Here is a 21,862-nt window from a genome sequence, read left to right as displayed (position 1 = left end):
AAAATGCCAGTTACACTCGAACTTATTCTTTTCATTCTTATAGCAATTAGTGCTGTTGGCTATTTAATAAAAGAATTTCAAAAAACTAGGAAACGAACACTTGGAATTTCACTAGAATTTTTAGTTCTTTTCTGGTCAATATGGAGAATATCAACTCTCATAATCTAATTTATAAAACATGAATTCCTTCGAATGAAGTGAAACTTTAATCAGTGGGAGTTTTATTCATCCCCCACTGATTATTAGTTAAACCAATCGGGATTTTACGGGATAAATTTACCAGTATTTTTACCACAACATTCATGTTAAAATCCCTTGTGAGTACGACATAACTCGACCTTATGAAGCTCCGCAGCTTTTATCGCGGAGCTTTTTTTATTTAAAATAACTTTTTTGTTCATTTTTTTGATACATTTACGAAACATTCATATGTTACGTTATATAAGTCCTTTTTTAAATCATATTCATTCTAGCAAAAAGTCCTAGTCCCCCTAGGACTTTTTGCATTCAAATAATGAGTTGTCTTTTTTCTCAATAACCGAAACTATTTAAGGTGGTAAAATAATAATTGGACTGGCATCCAATACCATATTACAATGGAGCAAATCTCAAGAAGGCACCTTAGGGTGTCTTTTTTATAGAGAATCAGTTTAAAAACTAAAAATAAAGGAACCTCAATAAATGAGGTTCAAAAAATCTACTATTTTAAATTACCTTCGTAAAAAGCAACTCCATTTTGAACATGTTTTAAATACCACGTAATCGTCCCGCCACAAACATTTTCATTAAAACTATTAGCATATACTCCATTTGAGTAATAAAGAGTTCTTTTGAATTTCCCATTAGAATACTCATAAGGAATTGAGCATGTTGCTTGCTTCGGAGAGCTCACAGCTTTTTGTGTATCAGCTGAAGCTGCACCAATTCCTCCTGTTAATGCAATACCTGTTGCTAACGCTCCTACTACTAATTTCTTGAACATAATAAATCCCCCTTTAATAGTTTTTATTGATTACAACTTAAATGTATCACTTTTGTAATTTATGTAAATATCTTGAATATGTAGAAATATTTATTTAATTATTGGTAATATTAGGATTTTATTTTATCAAATGGAAAATAGAGGAATTATTAGATGAGCATGTGAAAATACAGATAGGTTTATATTAAATGAACGTGGTCCAAGTCGGCGAAAGGCACCTTTTGGTTTCTTTTTTTACATAAAAAAATCTCACCATCTTATAGAAACGATAAGCCCTTTAAAACAATAATTGCAACTATATTAATTTTACATTACATTAAGGTTAGAGAATGTTCTTATATTAATAAAGTGCTAAATAGTAGGTGGCAAAATGGAATTTAACGATTTGGGTATTACCATTAAAGAACTTAGAATTAAAAAAAATATATCACAATCCGAATTATGTCATGGAATATGTTCACAAAGTCAAATTAGTAAGATTGAAAAAGGTATGATTTATCCATCTAGTATATTGTTATATCAATTATCAGAAAGACTTGGTATTGATCCAAATAACATATTTGCACTAACTCAAAACAAAAGATTAAAATATGTAGAAAATGTAAAATATGTAATAAAAGATTGCTTAAAACAAAAACAATATAAAGAACTTTATGAAATAGTAAAAAAAGAGAAAAACTTAAATAATTTTCAAACAAAAGATGAGAAACAATTTCTAATATGGCATGAAGCAATTGCTATATTTGTGGTGGATAAATCAATAAAAACTGCTTTAGATTTTTTAAATAATGCATTAAAACTGACTTTAACTAATTCTGATTTTTTATCAGAAAGAGAAATAGATATTATGCAAACAATGGCTATATTTTATGCGGAAAATAAAGAATATGATAAAAGTATTACTATATTAAGAAGGTGTTTAACTAATTTTAATAAGCTAGATTTTCCTAGAGATAAAGAAATTAAATTAAAACTCATGTTAAATTTAGCAAAATGTTTCGACTTCACATATCAACATGAAGAGGCAATAAAGTACATTGATAAAGGTATCAAATTAGCAATTAATCTAAATACTTTATACCTACTAGGTGAACTATTCTATTTAAAAGGTCAGTGTTTATTAAAAATTAAACAACATAATGTAGAAGAGGTTATTTATAACTGGAAAAAAGCATTATTTATATTTGAACTAACAGAAAAAGAATATTATACAAAAGTGATACCAGATGAACTTATTGAAATACAAAATAAAAAACACTCATAATTTCGTAAAAACTACTTACAAAACCCACAGAAAAAATCCCTATAGCTTTTAAACTTAGATCGATAATATTAAAATAATTTAAGCCGGCGGAAGGCACCTTTTGGTGTCTTTTCTTTATTTTTACAAGGACCTGCTCAATTAATTCTTAAAAACATAATAGGGAATATTGTTTTATTTATCTCATTTTCATTCATGCTATATATAAAATTCGCTAATAAATCCACCTCAAACATACTTATATGCATAGGAGTATGTTTGAGGTGGAACTCCTTCAAATACTAATTCCTTTTATAAGCCGTTTTTTTGATGTAGATGACATTATTCTCAATACAATAGAATGAATTATGGGAACATATTTAGCAATATATATCAAAAAACAATATTAAGATCCTCCCTCCACCTTAAGGTAGAAGGTATCTTCTAATTTCTATTTCAAACTACTCGCAATCTCGGTAAAGATAACCCAAAGCGCATACGCACTTGCATCTAGATATCCTTAACTTCTTTCACCAACTACCGCTCCTCTGCCGAACGATCTTTCACCGATAGATTGTATGCCGTGAAGTGCTATTTGTAACATTTCAATTCAGATATACGACAGTAAAGAATACATCATCACGGTGTCAGCAAGCAAAAGTGTATTCTGCATTTCTGAAAACAGTAGATGGCAGATTATGACCTACTGAATCTGCTAAGAAAGAATATACAAGAACATCCTTAACATCCTCTCTATTTCCACTAATGATGACATCAAGGAAATCTTCTACTTGGAATTCTGGAGTAAACAACACAATCTTAGTTGTTCTGTTTGGTTCTAAAGAAACAAAAGTACGAGAGATTTCAACTAATTCATTTTGAGTTGGGAAAAAAGTGTTTCGGCTTCTCTTAACAGTTACCGTTACATTACTAGTATGGCAACGTGAATCATTGTTTAACATAATGTTGAGAGTAGTTGGAATAATCCCATTTTCAGAAACTGGAACTCGAAACACTCCCGTAGATTTATAAGCCATATAATCACATTCTTTCAAAATAAAATATATTTACAATATATTAGATGCAAAAAACGTTCATTTTGATATGGACAAATTATATGATTAATATATTTATAATAACCCTCGGTATTACTAAGCCAAAGTTTTAAAAGATTAACAAATAATTACCTCTGCAAATTTAGAAACCCTTTGCATTTTTATAATCAGATAAACTAAATCGTTACCGCATTAACAAAGGGACTCCAATTATGGAGTCCCTTTGTTAATTAGCAATTAAAAATGATCAGCATGTGAGTATTGTATAATTTCTTCCTTTTTTAGAGCATGTTGTGTATCACCTGTATTGTTACTAAATGATAATGTTATCACTAATCCTAACGCCGCTAATATAAGCTTCTTCATTATTTTAACGCCCCTTTTCTTAGTAATTTTTGTTTCGCTTCGTAACATACATTGAAATAATCACTAACTTTTTCATGCTTATTCAATTTGCGGAAGCGAACCGCTAATACTTCTGCATATTCTTCTACGAAATCCCATAAATCCTGCTTTTCGAAGTAAGAAATACTTTTTTCCACTTCTTCTTCTAAGAGTTCAATTGCTTCATCTTCATTAAGAGAACGTAAAATATTGAAATGATATACATACTCTTCATTTCCTAATTCTATACAAACTGCTAATCCTTTTTCAATAAGTTCTTTTGCAATATTTATTTCTCTTAGCTTATAGTGTTCACGTGCTTGTAAGAACAATGCTTTAAATTGGGCAGGATTCTTCTCTGTCACTTCTGATAAATGACGAATCGCTAATGTAGATAAGTTTTGAGTTGCGTATAATAATCCTAAATTATGCCTTACTACTAAAATCAATTTTTCCACATTATGTTTTTGCAAAAGATCAATGGAACGATTCAAATGTTCTTCCGCTTTTTCAAATTGCTTTAAGAATATACAAGCTGTCCCTAGTGTGTTTTCACAAGAAGCGACTTTCACCTCGTATCCAGCATGTCTTTCAAAGATTTCTTTCGCTTTATTTGCGTATTCAATAGATATGAGCATACTAGACATATGATGATTTAACACCGCATATTTTTGATAAAACTCTGCATGCTCTAGTTCGTCAGAAATATGTTCTAATAGGCTCTCAGCTTCTTCATATTGCCTTCTGGCTTCATTATAGTTACTAAACATTAAAGCATGTTCTGCTTTAAAAGAATGATAGTAATAAGCTGTGAGTGTATCTGTCGATTCGTCAATTGTATCAATTGCTTCAAAACTATCTTTTCGAATACTTACTCGATCAGTTAGCATTCTATATTTTAGGTCTAGTAAAGAATAATATAATAATAAATTTTGATTTTGATTTTCTTTTTCTTCTGCATGTTTAATCTGTTCAATTTTTTCATCTATTTCTTTCTTTAATTCAGTTGCTTTTATAATTTGCTGCGACAACATCATTTGATAAAAATCATTAAGTTGTTGCATAACTGCTTCATGCATTAAAATATTTGTGCTCATATCACTACGTCCTCCTCAACCACTTCTATTCACCTAAATATTACCATAATTCCGCAAATTATATAACAATTCACCCCGCAATTATAAATTGATAAAAAAATAACAGAATATTCTAAATTAAAAAAAGGGACTGGCTGACACATGGTTACTGTATAAAAAATAAAAAACTTATGATATTTGATCTTATTTATGGTTCTGTTACAAAGTTTTCTAAGTTAATATAAACTCTAGAAAAAATGAATACAGATCACCAAAAATGAGTTATCTTTAATCCGAACAATAATTATAATCGTTGCAAAAATTCTCATTATTGTTAATAATAAAATATTTTGATATTCCATTTTTCCTAAAAGTGTACTATACTGTAAATTGCTGAGGGGGCATTTTTAGTATTTTATGGTAACCATTCAATTTGTTAGGTTGTTATTAGTATTATGGTAACGAAAACCTTATATTTCCCCTTGAAGATAAAGCATTAGCAGCAATCACATCGAAATATCATAATAATAATTATGTTCTTAACATATATCAAGGAGTTTTAATTCAGAAAATTCTAATCATTAACTGATATAAAGTGCTAAATAAAATATTTAGACAATTGAAGTCCAACAATGATTAGAAGATATATATATTAGAAAAGGAATTTTGGGAGATCTTATCCTATATAACTAATACATATAGCGTTGTATCTTTAAATCAATAAATTTTTCGATAAGCTAGTTAATAGATTATTGAATTTAATCTTTTGATAGAGTTAAAAAAATCAACTTTATATTCTAATTTAGAAATTACTAGGTGGTGTCGGTAGTGTTTGAGTATCTTTTAGTTAAAGCCTTATTTACTATTTTCTTAATTAGCCTAATCGTGTTAATCAGTGTAATATGGACTAAAATAGAAAAAATTATGGACGAGACTGTATTTAAAAACGTTTCTGAAAAAACCAGATATGTAGGAACTATGATAATTGTTATGGTGGGAGAATTTGTTCTCATAGTCATTACTTCATTAAATTGGAAAGCTTCAATTATTGACACACTCTTTTTTGGTAGTATTATTTTGTTCTGCTGTATATGGCTAATACCTTATTTTGTTAATCAACAACAAAACGTCGCTAAAGTTATGGATAAGCATTTTAGTGGAGGGGTAGATTTAGGTGAAATTCAAGTTCATCGTGCGAAACTTTCTGCATTTAATTTAGGAAGTATTGTATTTTCTATAGTGGGAATCATTATACCTATTTGTTATTATTTTAAATACTTTTTATAACGCTTTATTGGTACTGTTGCAAATTTTTTTAAGATATAGTAATAGGTGAGATTACAGATATTTATGTAGAAACAACTTAGATGTATAAGACAATCCATTTGAGCGAAAACAGTAAAATACCCTATAAAAAAAGAGACCCTATAAGGTCTCTTTTACTTGTATTAATTAAAAAATGATACTCATTTCCAAAACATCCACCAAGACTTCTTCTTAAACTTGGCTGCCGCTATTTCTTCCTGAGCTGATACAATAGTACGTTTAGCATCTTGAATCTCCCTGACCATCTTCATAAGATTATCATCCCTTAGCTCTAACTTCTTTTCTATCTTTTTTTCCCGTTCCTTCATATCTTCCATTATTAATTTATTCCTTTTGAAGTACTTTTTATCAATTGAGAAATTTTCCAAAACACAATTAAACAACCTAAACTCCCTATTTATAGGAACTCACGTTGCTTCTTTTAAAACTATTATCTTAGTATTTATAAACATACATATCTTTACAGAGAAAACATCTAACGAAATTATATATTAATCAATTATAGAAAAGTCCCTCCACCTTAAGGCAGAGGGACTTTCCAATTACTATTTCAAACTACCCGCAATCTCCGTAAAGATAACCCCAAGCGCATGTGCACCTGCATCAGGGTATCCTAAACTTCTTTCGCCAACTGTACCAGCGCGGCCCATGCGAGCTACGATTTCTTTCGTGTACTCTGCTCCTTTAACTGCTGCTTCTGCTCCTTTTTCAAAAGCAGTTTTCATGTCTTCTTCGTTTGAAGCGCTATCTAACCAAGAATCTACACATGGAGCAAGCGCGTCAACAAGTGTTTTGTCACCAACTACCGCTCCTCTACCAAATGATCTTTCTCCGATAGATTGTATACCTTGAAGTGCTGCTTGCAACATTTCAGCGAATTCTTTCACCGTTAGCTCACGTTTTTCTCCTGCTGCTTTGCTAGCTGCGCGGAATGCACCACCCCAAATTGGACCAGATGCGCCGCCGCAATGTTCCATAATAATCATTGAACAACCGTCAAGGAATGACCCAATCGTTACGTTCTCTTGATCTACAATAGAATGCCACTCACGTTTTAATTGCTTAAATCCTTTTGCCACACTCATTCCGAAGTCGCCGTCACCTGCGTGTGTATCTAACTCACAGAACGGTACTTCGTTTTTAATAATAACGTCGCTCATTTTATCAACGAGATAAATCATGTTGTTTAATGTAATAACATTATCCTTAATAACAGCGTGCTCTTCCGCCGTTTCTATTTCAAAGGAAACTTCCTTCTCTTCTTTCTCTTCAAGCACATTCACGTACTCTACACTTTCAACTGGCCCATCTACTTTAAACGCTGGTGTATTACACTCTTTTGATAGTAATGTTTTTAACTCATCATCTAACTTCATCACTGTTAAAGACATGCCAGCCATATCGATACTCGTCATATAGTTACCGACGAATACTCTATTGATTTTAATGTTTCTAGCAGCTAATTCTCTCGTCACTGCGTTGTTAAATAAGTAAAGTTCTTGCAGTGGTGTTCCGCCAAAACCGTTAACTAGAAGTGCGATTTCCTCGCCATCTTTTACTCCTAAATCTTTTACAAGATCATTTGTCATACGGTTAGCTAGTTCATCTGCTGACAGCATTTTTTCACGCTTAATTCCTGGTTCGCCGTGAATACCTACGCCGTATTCCATTTCATCTTCCGCAAGTGTGAAAGTAGGTGATCCGCTCGCTGGAACTGTACAAGAAGTTAACGCTAAACCGATTGTGCGCACGTTAGCCGCTGCTTTTTCCGCTACAGCTTTCACCGCTCCTAAATCCATACCTTCTTCCGCTGCTGCGCCGGCAATTTTATGAACTAAAATAACTCCCGCAACGCCGCGGCGTCCTACTGTATATAGGCTATCTTCTACCGCAATATCATCATCCACTTTTACGTAGTCGACTTCAATTCCATCTTCCGTCGCTAAATGAGCTCCGTTTTTGAAATTCATAATATCGCCGCTGTAATTTTTAATAATTAATAACGTTCCTTTTTTACTAGCTGTCTCTTTAATCGCTTGATACACCTGAATTTGTGAAGGTGACGCAAACACATCTCCGCACACCGCCGCATCTAACATTCCTTTTCCGACTAATCCTGCATGTGCCGGCTCATGGCCACTACCGCCGCCACTAATTAACGTTACTTTGTTTTCGTTCATTTCTTTCTTCTTAATAACTTTATATTTTTTCAAAAGTTCAAGCTCTGGGTGAGCCATAACCATTCCGTTACACATTTCCATTACTAATGTTTCTGGTTTGTTTATAATCTTTTTCATTGTGATTATCCCTCAATTCCTTTAATATATTGTGATATATTTGAAATCTTCTTCTTACTATCCATGTTAAAATGAAAGCGTTTTATAGTAAACGGACAAAATGGACAATCTGTCTAAAGACACCGTTCTCATTTATGGGTAGGATTTTCATATTACTAACATTCTAGGGATGATTGAGATGACCTCTTCTATAATTTCTAAAAAGATAATCGCGAACTCATTGAAGTATTTAATGGAAACAGAGTCGTTTCATAAAATATCAGTGAGCGATATTATGTTACACTGTCAAATGCGTAGGCAAACTTTTTATTATCATTTTAAAGATAAATTTGAACTATTAAGCTGGATTTATAGAGAAGAAACGAAAGAGAACATTATCGATTTTCTTGACTATGAAACGTGGGAAAACATTTTTGATTTATTATTTGATTACTTTTACGAAAATCAAAAATTTTACCGAAATGCTTTTAAAGTCATTGAACAAAACTCGTTTAATCACTATTTATTTGAGCATACGAAAAACTTATATATGAAGATTATTGATGAATTATCTGTGAGCTGTGGATTCAGCCTTTCTGATGAGACAAAAAATACGATTGCCTCCTTTTATAGTCACGGCTTCGTCGGAACGATAAAAGATTGGATTGAAAGCAAATGCGAAGTAGATCCTTCCATTATGTCTTCTCTCATGAAAAATATGATAAACAATCAATTACTACTATTACTGGAGCAATCAGCAAAGTAATTAAAGGGTGGCAAAAGCAATGAAAAAGATTATGAATGATGTACAAAATATCGTTCAAGATATGATGCATGGCTTTTATTTTGAACATAACGACAAAGTAAATTACGACGAAACAAATAACATCATTTATGTAAAAGATATCCAAAAAATGAAGCAAGACGTCGCTATTATAAGCGGCGGTGGTAGCGGACATGAGCCTGCTGATATTGGCTATGTAGGAAAAGGAATGCTTACAGCGGCCGTAAACGGCAGCATTTTCACTCCGCCTACAGTAGAACAAATTATAATGGCAACTCGCCTTATGCCGAAAGATAAAAGTATTTTATTCATCATTAAAAACTTTAAAGATGACGTTGAAAACTTTCTAGCGGCAAAGCAAATTGCTAAAGAAGAAGGAAGAAAAATTGACCACATCATCGTAAATGACGACGTTTCAATTGAAGATGATGTTTCCTTTAATAAAAGAAGACGCGGCGTCGCTGGTACTGTTTTCATTCAAAAAATACTTGGTGCAGCCGCTCTTGAAGGACATTCTTTAGAAGAACTGACTGCACTCGGCCGTTCTATCACTGAAAACTTACACACATTAGGAGTCGCCCTTTCACCTGCCAACGATCCAGTGAAAGGACAAGCTTCATTCACATTAAACGAAGATGAAGTCTTTTACGGCGTCGGTATTCACGGTGAAAAAGGTTACCGCAAAGAATCGCTGTCCTCTTCTGAAATATTAGCGATTGAACTGATGAACAAACTAAAAAGTATTTATCGCTGGAGAAAAGGCGACAACTTCGCCATCCTTATTAACGGACTCGGTGCGACACCATTAATGGAACAATACATTTTCGCAAACGACATTCGCCGTTTGTGTGAACTTGAAGGATTGCAAGTTACATTCGTAAAGGTTGGTACGCTGTTGACTTCTTTAGATATGAAGGGTGTTTCGCTTAGTTTGCTTAAAGTAGAGGACTTGGATTGGGTGAAGTGGTTGAAGGCGGATGTTAGAGTGGGTAATTGGTAAGTAAAAATTATGATGATAAAAGCCTTTAACTATAACTGAAGTGCACCCCAATTGTTAGACACAGTCTAACAATTGGAGGTGCATTTTTTATGGCTAAATTTTCTTCAAAAGAAAAAATCCAAGCGGTGAAACGATATTTAGATGGTACAGAAAGTGGAAAAACAATTGCTAAATCTATAGGAGTTAACCCTAGCGTACTTCGTGAGTGGATTAGACGATATGAGTCTTCAGGTGAAAAGGCCTTTGAAAAGTGCTATACATTCTACCCAGCCCAGTATAAACTAGATGTACTTTATTATATGAATGAACACGGGACATCTATCAGAGAAACAGCGGCACTTTTCAATATACCGTCTTATGAAACACTTCGGAAATGGAAAATAGCTTATGAAACAGGAGGATTGGATGCCCTACAATCAAAGAAAAAGGGGCGTCCAACCATGAAAGATAAAAAAATAAAACCAGTAGATGAAGGATCAATCGAAGCCTTACAAGCGGAAAATGAGCGTTTACGTATGGAAAATTCATATTTAAAAAAGTTGAATGCCTTAGTTCAAAACAAAGAAAAATCACCAAACAAGACAAAGCGCAAGTAATCTACGAGTTAAGGCATGAATTTCCTATCAAGGAGTTACTTCAACTCGCAAACATTCCACGTAGTACGTACTATTACTGGATGAAACATTTTAATCGTCCTGATCCAAATGCGGAGGTAAAAGAACTGATTCAAGCTATTTATAATGAACACGATGGGTGTTATGGTTATCGTCGTATTCGTGATGAACTTATGAATCGTGGACACAAAGTAAATCATAAAAAAGTGTATCGTCTTATGAAAGAATTAGGGTTAAAATGTCTGGTTCGTATGAAAAAATATCGCTCTTACAAAGGGACAGTTGGGAAAATTGCACCAAATATTTTAAATCGCAACTTCCAAGCTGAAAAACCAAATGAAAAGTGGGTTACAGATATTACGGAGTTTAAGTTATTTGGGGAGAAGTTATACCTATCACCAATGTTGGATTTATTTAATGGTGAAATTATCACGTATACAATTGGTTCAAGACCGACCTATTCCCTTGTTTCAACGATGTTGGACCAAGCCCTTTATTGTGTAACCGATCCGGATAAACTCCTCATTCACTCTGATCAAGGTTGGCACTATCAAATGAAACAATACCGTCATTCTCTTAAGAATTGTGGCATAACTCAAAGTATGTCTCGCAAAGGAAACTGTTATGACAATGCCGTTATTGAAAATTTCTTCGGTATCATGAAATCGGAATTTCTGTATCGAAAAGAATTTGAAAGTATAACACATTTCAAACAAGAGTTAGCAAAGTATATAGAATACTATAATCATAAAAGAATTAAGGCAAAATTAAAGGGTATGAGCCCAGTACAATACCGGGCTCATACCCTAGAGGCTGCCTAATGAAACGATCTGTCTAACTTTCGGGGGTCACTTCACTGCCTGGAAGGTGGCTGTTTGTCGGCAAGTTGATAGAATGACTAAAAAAGGACAAACTCTCCAATGTGAGAAGTTTGTCCAAAAAGTTTTTCATGTTAACTATTTTTACACTAATACGAATAATAATGAATTAGAATAATGACTTAATACTTGCTAAGACAGTAAGTACACCTACAATAATAACAAATACGTTGCTCATTTTCCCTTTGTATTTAGCTAGTACTGGCACTTTTTGAATCGCATACATCGGTAATAGACATAAGATAGCAGCAACTAAAGGACCGCTTAGAGAATCAATAAGTCCAAGAATACTTGGATTTGTATAAGCAACAAACCAGCATGATAATACAACAAAAGTAAGGATTACTGTCTTAATTGTTTTTTCTTCAATATCTTTTCCACGTGATTTACCAAACTTAATAATCATGTCACGCATTACTTCAAATGCTCCGATATAATGGCCAAGGAAAGACTTTGTAATAGCCACAAAAGCAATAATTGGAGCTGCAATAGTGATTACAGGCGAATTAAGCTCATTAGCAAGATATGAAAGAATTGATAAGTTTTGTTCTTTTGCCATTTTTATATCATCTGGAGTCAAGCTCAATGCGCTACTCCAAACGAAGAACATAACAACAGCGAATGTCATGATATAACAAACCTTTTGTATTTGCGCACATTTAGCATCAGTGGCTTCGATTCCATACGTAGCTCTCTGTTTCACAACAAATGATGAAATCATAGGTGAATGATTAAATGAGAATACGATGATTGGTAGAATCATCAATATCGTCCCAAAATAGCCTGTTCCTGTTGAAGCAGTTGAAACAGCTGAAAAACTAAGCATTGACGTATTCCACTGTGGAATTAAAGATATTGCGATAAAAAGTAGAGAAACTATGAAAGGATACACTAACATACTCATTACCTTTACAGTAATATCTTGACCAAAATTCAGTATAGCGATAAGACCAAGAACTAATACAAGTGATAAAATAGCTCTTGGAGGTTCTGGCATGTGCAATTGATGCACGATAAAACTACTTGCAGTGTTTGTAAGCGCAACCGAATACATTAGCACGATTGTATAAATTGAACCGAAATATACGATGTTAAAAATGATACTCGCTTTATTTCCGAAATACTCTCTAATTGTACCTGTGATCCCCTCATCAGCAGAATTAGAAGCGTATATCATTTTAGCAAGCGCCCTATGTGAGTAGTACATAACTGGATATGCAAGTAATGTAATTAGTAGTAAAGATAATAAACCACCTGAACCTGCATTAATCGGTAAAAAGAGCACCCCTGCTCCAATTGCAGTTCCAAATAGACTCAGTGCCCATGTAGTATCCTGCTTATGCCACTTTTTCGGATCTGCATATTGCTCATTTTTTAGTGCGGTATTTTCAGCTTGAACTTCTATTTTCTTTGCAGTATTCCCGTTCATATAATAACTCCCCCTTGTATCTATTCCTGCATCTCTCTTTGCATCTAACAAATATTCCCTTTCTGGAAAATGAATTCCTTACAAGTTGCCCCACATTGTATGTCCTTCATCATAATGAATCCAAATTGAAACATTCACTAATTAGCGTCCTAATATAATTGTTAGCGTTCACAAAAAAGTTTACTCGTAATATCCGCTCTTTATATAAAGACCCCTTAAGAGAACAATATAGAATAGACTTCATAAATACGTTGCAACATTTCTAATAACAGTGTATTACTTTAATGGTTTCTCTTTTTTACTTTTAACAGTAATTTTAGCTAAACCGGCCTCTCTTAATTTGCGAGGCATTTCTTTCTCAATTCTATACATTACCTTCATAACTTCGGTAGCACTGATGATATTGCTTACACAAGCCACTGAAGCACATTACATACATTTCGCCTCTAATCACACACCTTTCTTACTAAGAATCGCATTTTTTATATTTTCTCCAGAGATAATAAAATTTCTCTCGACGCCCTCATTATAACGTGTATATTTATAAAATTAATATTTTTATATTTTCAGAAATATTAAAGTGGAATAATTTTATACAGATAATATTTTACAGTTAGCATGTAGCCATTGTTTTTATAACTTAAAGCTGAATTAGTTAGTAAAAAAATACAATAATACATTATCTTTCTAGGTGATTTATTATAAAGACACTTATATCCACTTTTATCAAAAAATTTTATTTTAAACATAAAAGATATTGTAATAAATAATTAATGTAGGTAAAAAGAAAAAAACCAAAAATACATAAACCAAATTTCAGGATATATATTATCAATATTGAATTCATATACGATTTAAAAAGCTACACTGAGCAAAAAACAAAAAAGCTGCCCCATATGGACAGCTCATTTACATAATTATCGTTATCAGGAATACACAAACAAATCAATTCAATATCATCTTAATTGTAATTTGTTCGGCTCTTCTTCAGGAATATCTCTATGTTTGTAATGAATCGTTTTTACATCGTTTCCCTTTATGCGAAAAGTAATTGCGTCCTCTCCATAAGGCGGATTGTGTGCACCCTCAAAAGTTTAAATTTTAAAATCCCTCATTAACTAGCTCTTTTATCGAGTTTAATTTTGAAGAAAGCTCGATAAACCATTCTTCATCCCCTGTTAATAATGCAAGATCTATAAGATAAAGGATTTGTTCCTTATTTATTACCTTTGATTCAGGGAGTTTGTTAACGTGTTTACTAAAGAGTAAAATCGCTTCGTTTATTGTGTACTTGCCGTCACGTTTCACAATACTAACTGTAACTATATCCTCCACATCATCAAGTGATACAATATAACCAACTATTAATTCACCTTCATTTGATATTCCACGAACCCAATCTCCTACTTTTAAAACATGATTATTATTTGACATCATACCGTTTCACCTTCTTATAAATATTTTTTGTGACGATAAAAAAGATATAAAAACAAATTATACTGTAATATTTTTCATTACATTTAAGCGTTAAGAACTCACGGCTATATAATAATTAAGCCCCCTTAACGCTCTTGATTGATAAGGTCAACAACTTCTTTCATTGTATAATTCTTTAAGTATTCACCTAGATGTTCTTCAGCACCTAAGAAAATAGCGAAAAGAACTTTTCGCATGTTCGAACCTACAACACACTGATTGTTTGATTCCGGACACTTCGGCTGCAAAGCACCTTCAGAGGTTATCTGATAAATATGCCAAAGATTAATTTCATCTAAATCGCGAGCGAAAATAAAACCTCCACCAGTTCCCTCTTTCGATTGTATAAATTTATGTTTTTTTAACAAACTTAGCACTTTACGAATACGTACTGGATGTACACCTGCACTTTCTGAAATAGCATTACTTGTTGACATCCGGTCTGGCTGTAAAGCTAAATAAGTTAAACTGTGAATGGCCAAGGTAAAGTCGCTGTTCATGATTTTCCTCCTACGATTCAAAATATTGTTTTTCATATATTAACATACTGTAGCCATAAATATTACAGATAGGTTAGAACGTTAAAACATATAGAATACTTCTTGCCATAAAAAATTAATTCTCTTATATTCTATCCGGTCCCACCTATATCTGATAACTTCATTTAGCTTTTTAAGTTGAAAATAAAATTAAACACTCCACTGTTTCTTCACTTGTTCTTCTGCCAACTGTTCAATTTTTGTCCAAATCGTATCTTTACTCACAATAACATTTGTTTGATAATTTCTATCATTATAATTAACTGTAACACATACTTCAATCATCTTCTGCTTCCTCCTTTCAAAAAACTTTTTCTAAAAAATACTACTTATTAATTGGCCAATTTTTGCAATTCAATGTTCAAAAACGTTCGAACGCTACGTGGTAAAAATTTACGAATTTCTTCCTCATTAAAACCAATCTGCAATCTTTTCTCGTCCAGCATAATTGGGCGACGTAACATTAGTGGATGCTCAATTATTAATGTATAAAATTCATTGAGCGAGAGCTCCTCAATATTTATATTTAAGTCCTGAAAAGTTTTCGATCTAGTTGAAATAATTTCAGTAGCCCCCTCTTCAGTTAAACGAAGAATTGATTTAAGCTCATCAACTGTCATAGAATTTGATACGATGTTTTTTTCAATATAATCAATTTGATGCTCTTCAAGCCATGCTTTCGCTTTTCGGCATGAGGCACAGCTTGCTGTTGTATATAGAATTACCATATTTAACTCACTCCTTTAATGTTATGAAACGTACATTTTAAACATCGTTTATTGAAATGTATTAAAAAAAATTACAGTTTAGAATCAAATACAAGCAATATTATTTATTCGAGAATATTTAATTTATCTACATTTTACAGACGATAACAACTCACTTCTAAAAACTATACTGTAATTTTAAACTTTACAGTTCTATAAATCAAATGTTAAGTCTTGGATTCATTCTATTAACTTATAATAGGAGCAGTTGAGACAATACTTGCCTCAACCGATTTTTATATCTCTTTATAATTTTTTGCAGTAATGACTGTTTCAAACTCAAAGGTTTCGGGTAGATGATCTGCATAAGAATATTCAAAAGTTCGTCCATCCGTTAAATAAGCTACTTGTTCAACTCGCATTAGGAAATCCTGATTTGTTAAGTTCATAAACTGCTTTCCCCTATCATCTGGGCGAATTCCTTTAACCCTGACAACAGATGTCCCTACTTCAAGACCAAGTTTATTTTGAATATGTGAGTATATCGACTCCTCTAAAACAGAAGCCTCAACACCTGGGATAACCGAAATTGGCATCCATGTATGCTCCATAATCGTCGGAATGCTGTGAATGATGCGGAGGCGAATGATTTTATAGACGAAATCACCGATTGAAACTCCCAATTTCTCAGCAACTACTTCATCAGCCCCAACAATCGCAAACTCGATAATTTTACTTTCTACCTCACTGCCGTATACAGCTTTCGTACCCGTTAAAGTTTGAATCATTCGTGCCTTTTCCTGTTGACGCCAATCTTGCACCACTGTTCCACTTCCGCGCCGGCGGATAATGTAGCCATCTCTAACTAATAGATCCAGCGCTTTCTTAATAGTAAGGGCTGAAACACCAAATTCTTCAGCAAGGACGGGGCTACTCGGAATTTTTTCGTTGATTTTATATTCACCGTCTAAAATTTGCTGTTTAATCTTTTGATAAATGCCGAGGTATTTTACTTGTGTTGATCCGCTTGCCATTTCCATACCTCCTTTATACTGCAAACTCTCTTCTATTCATTCAAATGTAAAGCCTCAAGTTTGTAAACTGAAGGTGATGGGGCAGCAAATCCATTTTCTAAGATTTCAATATTCGTTACCACTTCTTCGTCTTTCACAAGTTTTGGTGCACCATTTATAATTGTTTCATACGCGGCATCATAGAAACGACCGTAATCACCAAGTGGCGTTTTAATTTGTTTTTCAATCCAGTCACCATTTGCATTACGATACTTAGCAACTCCATAGTACATCGGTGAATCTTCACCAAACCCTGCACTCTCAGGCATAATCCCCGCTTTCAAATCATTTTCCTGCTGATCTTCACCGTATTTAATAAATGATCCATTTGTTCCATGGACGATAAAGCGTGGATAATCTTTTGCTACGACATGGTTTGTTTTCAGCTTAATCTTCAACTGATTTCCGTAATGTAAACCAACATCGAAATAGTTATCAACCGCACCTTCCATTTCATTATTACGAATATCGTATGTCACCGTATCTGGACGGCCGAATAGTGAAATCATGCGGTCCATCGTATGAATACCTAAACTATAAAATGAACCTTCTTCTTTTGGAGCTTCATGAGTGATTGAACCAGGACGGAAATAATCAATATGTGATTCAATCTCAATAATATCACCAAGGAATCCTTGTTCAACTACTTGCTTCACAGCTAAAAAATCACCATCAAAACGGCGGTTTTGATAAGGCATAACTACTACACCTTTTTCTCGTCCTAAAGCTAATAATTCTTTCGCATGTTCCACTGTATCGCAAAATGGTTTTTCAACGATAACTGATTTTCCAGCAAGTATAACTTTTTTCGCTAATTCGTAATGCGTATGTGCTGGCGTACAGACCGTCACCACTTGAATTTCTTTGTCATTCAACAATTCATCCAAATCAGTAGTGAAGTAAACACCTTTTTCCTCATATGGAGCCGCTAATTTTTCATTTATTTGCCGTACAAAAATCGTTTTTATTTTTATATTATTACGTGTGTTTACATAAGGTAAGTGATAGCGGTTAGCTGACTTTCCAAATCCAATAAAGCCCATTGTTAATGTCATATTTTTCAACTTCCTTGCTCATAAATTTTCGTTTCTATATTTATTATATAATTTAATCATTAAAAGTATATAGTTTTAACTTTATAATTATATATTAAATAAAAAATCCACGATAAAATTCATTCTCACTATAAGTTATGGACCTATAAAGTGAAACTTTAATCAGTGGGGCGGTTTATCCCCTACTGATTATTTACCCGTAAATACCGGGATGAAAAGGAGCGTAATGAACATGGCATATACTACTATATCTATGGAAATTTTTGGATCACCTGAACAAGTATGGCAATTAATCGGAGGTTTCAACTCCCTTCCAGACTGGTTACCTTATATACCTAGTAGTAAATTAACCGAAGGCGGTCGTGTACGTCATCTAGCTAATCCAGAGGGTGAAACAATTATAGAACGCTTAGAAGTATTCAATGATAAGGAACGTTACTACATGTATTCAATCATGAATGCACCGTTCCCGGTCACTAATTATTTATCTACAATCCAAGTTAAAGAAGGTACTGAAAGTAACACATCATTAGTAGAGTGGTCTGGTACGTTCACTCCTGTTGAGGTTAGTGTTGAAGAGGCAATAAATCTGTTTCATGGTATCTACAGCGATGGACTGAAAGCATTGCAGCAAGCATTTCTAGATTAATTCATGTAATTGATTGAGACGAGAAAGTTAATTAACAGTCAAATATTCGATTTTGTAGTTAAATTCATTATGAAAGATAAACAAATACAAATTTCATGCACTCTTGTTAATTACACGAAATAAAAAATACTACCTCCAAATGGAAGGTAGTATTTTTATTAATCCGGAAAAACAATTAATCCCTCTTCTTTTTCCTCCTGTTTTAAATCTTCTTCTGGGAAGTTTACAGTTGAATTTTTATCCCCGGTTCGTTTTGTTTCTTCACCTGGAAATACGAAAGTTGAATTTTCTTTTCCTTCATTTTTTTCTACGTTATCTGGAAATACCATAGGATCATTGGTAGTCAAATCACTATGAAATCCAAGGTTAGACAAAATCGCTTTTAAATCTGGTAAAACCCCTATTTTATCAGATGATGGGTTATTAGACTTTGTGCCTGTATTAGGATTACTTAAAATTGCTCTCAATTCTTTTGGTGTATATGCCTTACCTAAATGTTCTTTAGCAATCCCTTGAATTGATACAGCAGCCCCAGCAATTATAGGCGAAGCGCTAGAAGTACCACGGAAGTTAGAAGTATAACGATTCATTATATTCTGATCTGTAACTTTTTGTCCTTTACTATTTTGATTTTGATATGTATCTAATGTATCAACATACTCTCCCCAACCATATACATCAATTCTACTACCATAGTTAGAGAAACCTAAACGTTTATGAGGAACTCTTGCAGTAGATGCTCCAACTATAATAGCTCCTGAATCTTTAAAGTCTGGACTATTTCGATTTAAAATCTGTTTACCATTACGGTCTTTAAATTCATCTAAATCAATCCCACCATTACCAGCTGCTTCTACAATAATAATGCCTTTATCTGTACCTTTGCGAATTGCGTTAAATATACTCGGGTATACTTCTACTGGTAAAGGGTCATCTCCATATCCATCATATTTAAAGGATTCTTCTATTAATAAAACATCTCCAGCCTGTAAAGAATCTACGGCACTTAAAATAGCATCTCTTACATCGATTCTCCCATTATCTCGAATCACTGAAATTACTTTTGCCTTTGCTTTTGGTGCAATCCCAATGTTCCCAATCCCATTGTCAGCTGCAGAAACAACACCTAGAACTGAAGTACCGTGAGAAAGATCATTACTCATTTTTCCAGACATAAATTCAATATTTTGACCGACTAAATCTTCATGATTTAATAACCAGCCTTCTTCCAAATCTACAAAGGTTGCTCCTTGACCATCTCCTCCTTTAATTCCCCAAGCATAAGGAGCATTAATTCCTAAAGGTGCCTCTTCAAGATATCCCTGTCTCGAAAATCTAGGATCATCATAAGGATTCACTGATAATACAGGCAATCTCGAGCTAGGCGTTGTGTTTATACTCTTATTAGAACGAACTTGTATTTTACTAGAATCGTTATTAGCAGCATGTACTGTATTTGTTACAAATGTCGTACCTACTCCAGCAAAAGTTGTAATTGCAAGTGATGATATCAACATACCTTTAAAATTTTTCATCTTTCCACCTCTAGTTTTCTATTAGAATTAACATATTTAATAATGTGTATGAACCGAAATGCTTTTTATCTTATTATAAAAATTAATAGATTTTTATAACTTTTTGATTTACATAAAAACTCCTTTCATTCTTGTAATTCAATGTGTATATTTCAAAACAACAAACTCACTGTAACCATTATAGTTACACATTTATTGATTTTCAACTACGAAATATAAATTTTAAAAAATAAATTTATATTACTTTAAAACAGCATTAGCCTTTTACGCACATAAAAAAGCAAAATATCTGTCCAAATTACAGCGATCAATAAGTTTATGGACTGCGAAAGAAATACGAAAAAGCAAAGCACTAAGTGCTTTGCTCCTTATAACATTCCTTTTAACTTTTCACCAATTAACCTCGCTACATACTCATAGCCTTCTGGTCCAAAGTGTAATCCATCTTTTTCATCATTTTCTACAAATCTTTTATAATCCCGTTCTTGAATCATTTCAGCGAATACGTTTAGAAAATAACTTCCTGTTTCCCTCGCCACTTTCTCCACCACGTCTGCATACTGACCCAGCACTCTATTTGTTCTATTACGCTGTCTTTCTTCATCAACTGGTGCAGGACTAATCAGTAGTACTTTATCTGATGAAATATGGTTCACAATCTTCTCTAAGTTTTCTTTATATGCTTGTAATGACACTTGAGAAAAAGAAACTGCATCATTCGTACCAAGAAAAACTGTTACGAAATCTGGTTTATATGATATTACATCTTCTTCAATCCTATGTAACGCATCCAATGTATTATCCCCTGGAACACCTGCATTCACTACTTTCCATTTCGGAAACATCTCTTGCAAACGTGGTGTTAATCTCGGCATTCCATCAAAAAATGTTTCATCAGCTGTAATACTATCTCCAAAACATACTAACGTTTTCATTAAGCTACTCTCCTTTTACGTATGAAACAACTTTCCTTCTATTGCTTTTATATATCTTTCAGCAGAACGTTCAACTGCCCCATTTGCATTTTCTTTTACTACTCGATGAAAAGCGTTGTATAAACGATTAAACTGTAACGGCTTCACTCGGTTCACCATTTCTTCCACTTTTCTCGCTGGTAATGGAATTAAGTTTGGATAGCTGTACATAAAGCTTACCCACTTCTCATCTGCTACGACTTGAATAATATCACCTGTTAACAAAATCCCTTTTCCATCATTACCTTCTTCCCAATGCAATACAGAACCACCACTAAAATGTCCTCCAAGACGATGTACAGTAATCCCATCCGCTAATTGTAAAGACTCACCAGACCAATAAATAATACGACTACTTGGGCGCATCACCCATTCTTTATCATCTTCATGTATATAAATTGGTACATCAAATGTCTCTGCCCATTCTACTTGCGTTGAATAATAATGAGGATGAGACAATGCAATTGCATCTAATCCACCAAGCTCTTTTATTTTCGCAATTGTCGTTTCATCTAAATACGTAATGCAGTCCCATAGTAAACGATATGACTCTGTTTTCACTATAAATGCCGTTTGACCGATCGCAAATCCTGGTTTTGTCGTAATACTATAAAGTCCATTTTCCTCTTTGATTATTTCATTTTTATATGTATCATCTGTTTGCAAATTTTCTAAAGTCGTCCAAGACTGCCCTTTCGGATTCACATACTGCCTTTCTTCATCACAAATATGACAACTCACCGGTTCATCTACACTCGCTGCATACTGCACACCGCACGTTGTACAAACGAAATTTTTCATAATAATTTC

Annotated in this window: 21 protein-coding genes and 3 pseudogenes; 6 read left to right on the top strand and 18 right to left on the bottom strand. The window is 33.3% G+C overall.

The annotated features are described in order from the left end of the window. Positions 1–700: 700 nt before the first annotated feature. Positions 701–982: an LCI fold-containing protein gene (locus tag F3I02_RS26380; protein ID WP_000473814.1), complete on the bottom strand. Its 282-nt coding sequence runs from the start codon at positions 980–982 to the stop codon at positions 701–703. Positions 983–1,352: 370 nt separating this feature from the next. Here F3I02_RS26380 and F3I02_RS26375 point away from each other — a divergent pair, with 370 nt between their 5' ends. Continuing rightward, positions 1,353–2,246 carry a helix-turn-helix domain-containing protein gene (locus tag F3I02_RS26375; RefSeq protein ID WP_196478574.1) on the top strand — a complete coding sequence of 298 codons (894 nt, stop codon included), beginning with the start codon at positions 1,353–1,355 and terminating at the stop codon, positions 2,244–2,246. Between the two features lie 499 nt (positions 2,247–2,745). Here the strand turns inward: F3I02_RS26375 and F3I02_RS35050 are convergent. The 4 genes and pseudogenes from F3I02_RS35050 to F3I02_RS26365 all read right to left on the bottom strand — a co-directional run. After that, positions 2,746–2,829: pseudogene (locus F3I02_RS35050) on the bottom strand (dihydroxyacetone kinase, ATP-dependent); the annotation flags it as partial. A gap of 40 nt (positions 2,830–2,869) precedes the next feature. Next, a complete protein-coding gene (locus tag F3I02_RS26370) occupies positions 2,870–3,259 on the bottom strand; it encodes a hypothetical protein (RefSeq protein WP_196478573.1) in 390 nt (129 codons plus the stop codon). Positions 3,260–3,514: 255 nt separating this feature from the next. Further along, a complete protein-coding gene (locus tag F3I02_RS34505) occupies positions 3,515–3,643 on the bottom strand; it encodes a hypothetical protein (RefSeq protein ID WP_000733501.1) in 129 nt (42 codons plus the stop codon). Beyond that, positions 3,643–4,758 (bottom strand): tetratricopeptide repeat protein, encoded by a 1,116-nt coding sequence (locus tag F3I02_RS26365; protein WP_196478572.1) that lies wholly within the window; start codon positions 4,756–4,758, stop codon positions 3,643–3,645. Before F3I02_RS26365 ends, F3I02_RS34505 begins: the two co-directional genes overlap by 1 nt. 807 nt (positions 4,759–5,565) lie before the next feature. Between F3I02_RS26365 and F3I02_RS26360 the strand changes: the two genes are divergently transcribed. Continuing rightward, positions 5,566–6,024: a hypothetical protein gene (locus F3I02_RS26360; protein WP_000464476.1), complete on the top strand. Its 459-nt coding sequence runs from the start codon at positions 5,566–5,568 to the stop codon at positions 6,022–6,024. 179 nt (positions 6,025–6,203) lie between these two features. Here F3I02_RS26360 and F3I02_RS26355 read toward each other — a convergent pair. Next, positions 6,204–6,398, bottom strand: a pseudogene (locus tag F3I02_RS26355) (DUF3967 domain-containing protein); the annotation flags it as partial. A gap of 210 nt (positions 6,399–6,608) precedes the next feature. Next, positions 6,609–8,360, bottom strand: coding sequence for a dihydroxyacetone kinase subunit DhaK (gene dhaK / locus F3I02_RS26350; protein ID WP_196478571.1), 1,752 nt, complete (start codon positions 8,358–8,360; stop codon positions 6,609–6,611). A 178-nt stretch (positions 8,361–8,538) separates the two neighbouring features. Between dhaK and dhaS the strand changes: the two genes are divergently transcribed. The 3 genes from dhaS (at position 8,539) to F3I02_RS26335 (ending at position 11,558) form a co-directional block, all read left to right on the top strand. Next, positions 8,539–9,105, top strand: a complete 567-nt coding sequence (gene dhaS, locus F3I02_RS26345) for a dihydroxyacetone kinase transcriptional activator DhaS (protein WP_000204220.1) — start codon at positions 8,539–8,541, stop codon at positions 9,103–9,105. A gap of 19 nt (positions 9,106–9,124) precedes the next feature. Then, a complete protein-coding gene (gene dhaQ, locus F3I02_RS26340) occupies positions 9,125–10,123 on the top strand; it encodes a DhaKLM operon coactivator DhaQ (RefSeq protein WP_016078008.1) in 999 nt (332 codons plus the stop codon). A gap of 89 nt (positions 10,124–10,212) precedes the next feature. Then, positions 10,213–11,558, top strand: a protein-coding gene (locus F3I02_RS26335) for an IS3-like element ISBth10 family transposase (RefSeq protein ID WP_085960089.1) whose coding sequence is annotated in 2 segments (ribosomal slippage) — positions 10,213–10,654 and positions 10,654–11,558 — 1,347 coding nt in all. Because the reading frame shifts where the segments join, the coding sequence is not laid out codon by codon here. Positions 11,559–11,724: 166 nt separating this feature from the next. Here the strand turns inward: F3I02_RS26335 and F3I02_RS26330 are convergent. The 8 genes and pseudogenes from F3I02_RS26330 to F3I02_RS26295 all read right to left on the bottom strand — a co-directional run bounded on the left by F3I02_RS26330 (position 11,725) and on the right by F3I02_RS26295 (position 17,894). Then, positions 11,725–13,044: an aromatic amino acid transport family protein gene (locus tag F3I02_RS26330; protein WP_001014169.1), complete on the bottom strand. Its 1,320-nt coding sequence runs from the start codon at positions 13,042–13,044 to the stop codon at positions 11,725–11,727. Positions 13,045–14,000: 956 nt separating this feature from the next. Next, positions 14,001–14,138, bottom strand: a pseudogene (locus F3I02_RS26325) (DUF3888 domain-containing protein); the annotation flags it as partial. 7 nt (positions 14,139–14,145) lie between these two features. Continuing rightward, a complete protein-coding gene (locus F3I02_RS26320; RefSeq protein WP_000987461.1) occupies positions 14,146–14,481 on the bottom strand; it encodes an IDEAL domain-containing protein in 336 nt (111 codons plus the stop codon). A 125-nt stretch (positions 14,482–14,606) separates the two neighbouring features. After that, the gene (gene saiR / locus F3I02_RS26315; protein WP_001083465.1) at positions 14,607–15,020 is read right to left on the bottom strand and encodes an Rrf2-family transcriptional regulator SaiR; all 414 of its coding nucleotides are present in this window, start codon (positions 15,018–15,020) and stop codon (positions 14,607–14,609) included. A 189-nt stretch (positions 15,021–15,209) separates the two neighbouring features. After that, positions 15,210–15,344, bottom strand: a complete 135-nt coding sequence (locus F3I02_RS26310) for a BA3454 family stress response protein (RefSeq protein ID WP_000573530.1) — start codon at positions 15,342–15,344, stop codon at positions 15,210–15,212. Positions 15,345–15,391: 47 nt separating this feature from the next. Then, the gene (spxA, locus tag F3I02_RS26305) at positions 15,392–15,787 is read right to left on the bottom strand and encodes a transcriptional regulator SpxA (RefSeq protein ID WP_000236190.1); all 396 of its coding nucleotides are present in this window, start codon (positions 15,785–15,787) and stop codon (positions 15,392–15,394) included. 275 nt (positions 15,788–16,062) lie between these two features. Further along, positions 16,063–16,800, bottom strand: a complete 738-nt coding sequence (locus F3I02_RS26300; protein WP_000146280.1) for a GntR family transcriptional regulator — start codon at positions 16,798–16,800, stop codon at positions 16,063–16,065. A gap of 32 nt (positions 16,801–16,832) precedes the next feature. Beyond that, on the bottom strand, positions 16,833–17,894 hold the full coding sequence (locus tag F3I02_RS26295) for an oxidoreductase (RefSeq protein ID WP_000176634.1): 1,062 nt from the start codon (positions 17,892–17,894) through the stop codon (positions 16,833–16,835). A gap of 232 nt (positions 17,895–18,126) precedes the next feature. Between F3I02_RS26295 and F3I02_RS26290 the strand changes: the two genes are divergently transcribed. Then, a complete protein-coding gene (locus tag F3I02_RS26290; protein WP_000332042.1) occupies positions 18,127–18,543 on the top strand; it encodes an SRPBCC family protein in 417 nt (138 codons plus the stop codon). Between the two features lie 158 nt (positions 18,544–18,701). Here F3I02_RS26290 and F3I02_RS26285 read toward each other — a convergent pair whose 3' ends face one another. From F3I02_RS26285 to F3I02_RS26275, 3 genes are all read right to left on the bottom strand, one after another. After that, the gene (locus F3I02_RS26285; RefSeq protein WP_000787688.1) at positions 18,702–20,078 is read right to left on the bottom strand and encodes a S8 family peptidase; all 1,377 of its coding nucleotides are present in this window, start codon (positions 20,076–20,078) and stop codon (positions 18,702–18,704) included. A gap of 368 nt (positions 20,079–20,446) precedes the next feature. Continuing rightward, positions 20,447–21,013, bottom strand: coding sequence for an SGNH/GDSL hydrolase family protein (locus F3I02_RS26280; protein WP_046945741.1), 567 nt, complete (start codon positions 21,011–21,013; stop codon positions 20,447–20,449). 15 nt (positions 21,014–21,028) lie between these two features. After that, positions 21,029–21,853, bottom strand: coding sequence for an MBL fold metallo-hydrolase (locus tag F3I02_RS26275; RefSeq protein ID WP_000788155.1), 825 nt, complete (start codon positions 21,851–21,853; stop codon positions 21,029–21,031). Positions 21,854–21,862 lie beyond the last annotated feature (9 nt).

The organism is Bacillus sp. SRB3LM (genome assembly GCF_015712745.1).
GTDB classification, from domain to species: Bacteria; Bacillota; Bacilli; order Bacillales; family Bacillaceae_G; genus Bacillus_A; species Bacillus_A thuringiensis_K.
The sequence above is the reverse complement of the archived record's forward strand: the minus strand, read 5'-3'. Positions and strand labels throughout refer to the sequence as shown.